The organism is Micromonospora sp. LOL_015, from assembly GCF_048060275.1.
Taxonomy (GTDB): domain Bacteria; phylum Actinomycetota; class Actinomycetes; order Mycobacteriales; family Micromonosporaceae; genus Micromonospora_E.
This window is the reverse complement of the sequence record NZ_JBHMIO010000125.1, coordinates 1-1715: the sequence shown is the minus strand read 5'-3', so window position 1 is coordinate 1715 and position 1715 is coordinate 1. Positions and strand designations below refer to the sequence as shown.

2 protein-coding genes are annotated in these 1715 nt (G+C 72.3%); both read left to right on the top strand.

The window, feature by feature from the left end:
* Positions 1-923 (top strand): aldehyde dehydrogenase family protein (locus ACFHWU_RS29050; RefSeq protein WP_416592285.1); only part of this gene is annotated, 923 nt, incomplete at its 5' end.
* Positions 924-925: 2 nt separating this feature from the next.
* Positions 926-1715 (top strand): 2-keto-4-pentenoate hydratase (locus ACFHWU_RS29045; protein WP_416592286.1); only part of this gene is annotated, 790 nt, incomplete at its 3' end.

Below are 1715 nucleotides of genomic sequence, written 5' to 3'. Positions count from 1 at the left end.
AGGAGACGCCGGCGTCGGCGACGCTGCTGGCGGAGGTGATGGCGGCGGCGGGCGTACCGGATGGGGTGTTCAATGTGGTGCACGGGTTCGGGCCGGGTGCGGCGGGGGAGTGGCTGACCACTCATCCGGGGGTGGACGCGGTCACGTTCACGGGTGAGTCGGCGACGGGGTCGGCGATCATGCGGGCGGCGGCTGACGGGGTGAAGGCGGTGTCGTTCGAGTTGGGCGGGAAGAACGCGGGTCTGGTGTTCGCGGACGCGGATCTGGACGCGGCGGTGGCGGGTTCGGTGCGGTCGTCGTTCACCAACGGTGGTCAGGTGTGTCTGTGCACCGAGCGGCTGTACGTGCAGCGGCCGGTGTTCGACGAGTTCGTCGACCGGCTGGCGGCCGCCGCCCGCGACGCCCGGTACGGCTGGCCCGCCGACGAGACGATCTCGACGATGCCGCTGATCTCGCGCGGCCACCGGGACAAGGTGCTCGGCTACTACGATCTGGCCCGCGCCGAAGGCGCGCAGATCCTTGCCGGTGGTGGCGTGCCGGCCTTCGGCGACGCCCGCGACGGCGGCGCGTACGTGCAGCCGACCGTGTTGACCGGGCTCGACTCGTCGGCGCGGCTGGTGCGGGAGGAGGTGTTCGGCCCGATCTGCCACATCGCTCCGTTCGACACCGAGGAGGAGGCGTTCGCGCTGGCCAACGACTCCGACTACGGGCTGGCCGCGACGGTGTGGACCCGCGACGTGGGGCGGGCGCACCGGGCCGGTGCCCGGCTGGACGCCGGCATCGTCTGGGTGAACACCTGGTTCCTGCGGGACCTGCGCACCCCGTTCGGCGGAGTAAAGGCCTCCGGGGTGGGCCGGGAGGGCGGCGTGCACTCGCTGGACTTCTACTCCGAGTTGACCAACGTCTGTGTGGATCTGACATGAGCGTGACTGTGGATGTCGGGGCCGCTGCCGCGGCGCTGACCGGGGCGTACGACACCGGGGTGCCGTGTGCACCGCTGCGGGACCGGTTGCTGCCGGTCGGTGACGTGGCCGCCGCGTACACGGTGCAGCGGGGGTTGGTGGCCGGCTGGACAGGGGCCGGGCGGCGTCGGGTCGGCGCGAAGATCGGTTTGACGTCGCCGGCGGTGCAGGCCGCGTTCGGCGTGTATCAGCCTGATTTCGGGGTGCTGTTCGCCGACATGGCGGTGCCGGATGGCGACGAGGTCGACCTGGCCGGGCTGATCCAGCCCAGGGTGGAGGCCGAGGTGGCGTTCGTGCTCGGCACCGACCTGCCGGACGGGCCGGCGACCGTGGTCGACGTGCTGCGGGCCACCGACTTCCTGCTACCGGCGATCGAGATCGTCGACTCCCGGATCACCGACTGGGACATTTCCATCGTGGACACCGTGGCGGACAACGCCTCGTCGGGGCTGTTCGTGCTCGGCGATCGGCCGGTGCCGCCCGCCTCGGTGGACCTGCGCGAGTGCGGCATGGTCCTGGAATCCGCCGGTGAGCCGGTGTCGGTCGGTGCCGGTGCCGCCTGCCTCGGCAACCCGGTGCACGCCGTCGCCTGGCTGGCCTCGACCATGGCAGCCGCCGGGGATCCGCTGCGAGCCGGCGACGTCGTGCTCTCCGGCGCGCTCGGCCCGATGGTGCCGGTCACCCCGGGGGCGGCGTACGAGGCACGGATCGCCGGGCTCGGCTCGGTGCGGACCAGATTCAGCGCGGAACCGG